Genomic DNA, 3,541 nt, shown 5'->3' with positions numbered 1-3,541 from the left:
CCCCGGGGGGGGGCCGGGGGCCCCCGGGGGGGGGGGGGGGGGGGGGGCCCCCCCCCCCCGGGGGGGCCCCCCCCCCCCCCCGGGGCGCCGCGGCCGACCTCAAGCTGCCGCTGGCCGAGCGCCCCGAGCAGCCCGCGGGCGAGGCGGTGTGGACGGTGCGCGCCGAGTTGGCCGCTGCCACGGCCTGGGGCGCGGCCGGCCACGAGGTCGCCTGGGGGCAGTGGCTCGCGGACCCGGCGGCCGGGCCGGACGCGGGCCGACCGGCCGGCGCGCACGGGACTCCGGCCGCCCCCGCGGTGGCGCCGCACCACACCGACGAGGGCGCGCACATCGTCCTCGGCCCCGGCGTCTTCGACGCGGCCACCGGGGTGCTCCGCTCGCTGGGCGGCCAGTCGGTGGCGGGCCCGCGGCTGGACGTGTGGCGGGCGCCGACCGACAACGACGAGGGCGCGCCCTGGCAGCCCGACACCCGGTACGGCACGGTGTGGCGGCGGGCCGGGCTGCACCGCCTCCAGCACCGTACGACCCGGGTGCGGGCCGGCGACGGCGCGCTGACGGTCGAGTCCCGGGTCGCCCCCGCCGCCACCGACCGGGCGCTGTCGGTCGTCTACCACTGGACCGGCACCGCGGCCCGGCTGCGCCTGACGGTCAGTGTGATCCCCGAGGGCGACTGGGACTTCCCGCTGCCGCGGCTCGGGGTGCGGCTCGGGGTGCCGGGCACGCTCGGCGACGTCGAGTGGTACGGCGGCGGCCCGGGCGAGGCGTACCCGGACACCCGGGCCGCCTCGCGCATCGCCCGTCACGCCCGGTCGGTCGACGCCCTCCAGACGCCGTACGTGCGTCCGCAGGAGAACGGGGCGCGGGCCGACGTCCGCTGGGCGCGGCTGCGCGGGCCGGACGGCGCCTGGTTCCGGGTGGACGGCGAGCCGCCGTTCTGGTTCACCGCGCGCCGCTGGACCACGGAGCAGTTGGACGCGGCACGGCACACCCAGGACCTGACCCCGGGCGACCGCGTCTGGCTCCACCTCGACCACGGCCAGCACGGCATCGGCAGCCAGTCCTGCGGCCCGGGCGTACTCCGCCCCCACTGGCTGACCGCCGGCCCCGCAACGTTCTCGTTCACCTTCGCGGCGGGCCAGGGGGCGGCGGGCGCGAGCGGATAACCCGAACGGGTCGGGCGGTGCGGGTGCGCTGGGCCGCTGTGCCGTGTGGTGCGGTGCGGCACGCGGTTCGGTGCGGTGCGGTTTCGTCTCCGTGCGAGGCCGTTCCGTTCCTTCTCGGCGCGGTCCGGTGCGGTGTGTCCGGTGCGTTGTGTCCGGTGCGGCGTCGTTCGGCCTCCGGGAAGTTGGCGGGGGTGGGCGGCGCCGCGGCCGGGGCCGTACGGGTGCGGCGGTCCCGGTTGTGGTTGCGGACAGGCGGCCCGGCAGTGGGAAGGCGGGGCGTCTTGGCCACCCCAGCCACCCGGTGGCGGGCGTGGGCGACACCACGGCGGAGTCCGTACGGGTACGTGGGGCGCGGCTGCGGCCGGGTCACCCGACTGTTCGGAAGGCCGGGGCCCTACGCGTACGGGGCGTTCGTCGGCAGCCGGCCCGCCCGAAGGCAGCAAGGCCAGGCCACCCGGTGGCGGCAGGGCGCCTCACGCCGTGCCGGCGGCTCGGGCCGGCGCCCGTTCGGTCGCACTGCGGTAGGCGCACCACGGCAGGGCGAGTTGGGTGAGCGGGCCGACCGCCAGCGCGTAGAGCACCGTGCCCGGGCCGACGCTGCCGCCCAGCAGCCAGCCCAGCGCCAGCACGGTGAGCTCGATGCCGGTACGGACGGCGCGCAGCGACCGGCCGGTGCGGGCGGCCAGGCCGGTCATCAGTCCGTCCCGCGGGCCGGGCCCGCAGCGCGCCCCCACGTAGACCGCGACGGCCAGCGCGTTGAGCGCCACCCCGGCTACGAGGAGGCCCACCCTGCCGGCCGTTCCCACCTCGGCGGGCAGCAGCCACAGCCCCAGGTCGGACGAGCAGGCCAGGACCACGATGTTGGCCAGCGTGCCGAAGGTCGGCCGCTGGCGCAGGGGCACCCACAGCAGCAGGACGAGCACACCGAGCACCGCGCTGATCGCACCGAAACTGAGCGCCGTGTGCCGCGCCAGCCCCTCGTACAGCACGCTCCACGGATTGGCCCCGAGCGCGGCCCGGACCAGCAGGGCCAGACTGAAGCCGTACAGGGCCAATCCGGCGAAGAGCCGCGGCAGCCGGACGAGCGGGCGCTCACCGAGCGGGAGCGGGCCGATGGGCGGTGGAGCCGCCGGCCGCTTGATCCGCGACTTCCGCCCTGACCTGCGGATTCGCGAGCCGAGGAGACGTTGCGCGGCGGGCTGGGACGCTGCCGCGGGCGCCGGAGCGTACGAGTCGTACGGGGCGCCGCCCGTCGGGTACTGCTGCATGCGTGGTTGCCTCCACCCTCAGAAACAAGGCCATTGGGGGCAACTCTGTAGAGTGATTGGTCGAGACAGTATGGCCAATCTGGGGAGAATGGCATGGCCGGCAGCAGCCCGTTCCCACCCGTCGGCGGAGTGGGCCGCGTCGACCGGACCGTGGGGAGTCGGCAACTGGCCGCGATGCTCCCCGACCCGGCCGGCACCCGCCCCGCCTACCGCCATCTGGCCCGGGCCATCAGCGCCCTGATCCTGGACGGCCGCATCGCCCTCCACGTCAGGCTCCCCGCCGAACGGGAACTCGCCACCGCGCTGCGCACCAGCAGGACCACCGTCACCGCCACCTACGACCTGCTGCGCGAGAGCGGTTACGCGCACAGCCGCCAGGGCTCAGGCACCTGGACGGCGCTGCCCGACGGTCGGGCGCTGAGCGGCGTCAACCGGCTGCTCGGCCCCGAGGAGACCGCGATCGACCTGGCCAGGGCCGCCCCCGGGCTGTCCGAACAGACGCTGACGCAGGCCATCGCCGAGGTCACGCCCCACCTGACGGACCACGCGCACACCCCCGGCTACTACCCGTACGGCCTACCGGCCCTGCGCGCCGCCATCGCCGACCGCTTCACCGCCCGCGGGCTGACCACCGTGCCCGAACAGATCCTCGTCACCTCCGGCGCCCAACACGCGCTCACGCTCTCCCTCGGCCTGCTGGGCCGTCCTGGCGACCGCGTCCTGGTGGAGAACCCGTCGTACCCCAACGCCCTGGAGGCGATGCGCCGCGGACGGCTGCGCACCGTGTCGGTCCCGGTGACCGACGCCGGCTGGGACGTCGAGATCATCGAGTCGACGTTCCGCCAGACCGTGCCCCAACTGGCCTATCTGATCCCGGACTTCCAGAATCCAACCGGGGCGCTGATGCCCGCGGCCGACCGGTCGCGGCTGGCCCGCGCCGCGGCCCGGGCCGGCTGCTGGCTGATCGTCGACGAGACGCTGGCCGAGCTCGCGCTCGACGTCCCGGCGCCCCCCCCCGGGGCCCGGGGGGGCGCGGCCGGGGGGGGGGGGTTTTTAAAACAACCCCGCCCCCCCCGCCGGCCGCCGGGGGGGGGGGGGGGGGGGGGGGGG

The 3,541-nt window shown here is 76.9% G+C and carries 3 protein-coding genes; 2 read left to right on the top strand and 1 reads right to left on the bottom strand.

Going from position 1 to position 3,541, the window contains the following annotated elements:
- Positions 1–1,163 (top strand): beta-galactosidase small subunit (locus AAHZ94_RS30780; protein WP_349997012.1); only part of this gene is annotated, 1,163 nt, incomplete at its 5' end.
- A gap of 473 nt (positions 1,164–1,636) precedes the next feature.
- Here AAHZ94_RS30780 and yczE read toward each other — a convergent pair.
- Complete coding sequence (gene yczE, locus AAHZ94_RS30775; RefSeq protein ID WP_349997011.1) at positions 1,637–2,431, bottom strand: membrane protein YczE; 795 nt, start codon at positions 2,429–2,431, stop codon at positions 1,637–1,639.
- A gap of 93 nt (positions 2,432–2,524) precedes the next feature.
- Here yczE and AAHZ94_RS30770 point away from each other — a divergent pair.
- A partial coding sequence (locus AAHZ94_RS30770; protein WP_349997010.1) for an aminotransferase-like domain-containing protein occupies positions 2,525–3,541 on the top strand: 1,017 nt, incomplete at its 3' end.

This window comes from Streptomyces sp. HSW2009 (assembly GCF_040240285.1).
GTDB lineage: Bacteria > Actinomycetota > Actinomycetes > Streptomycetales > Streptomycetaceae > Streptomyces.
This window is presented reverse-complemented; position numbering and strand designations above follow the sequence as displayed.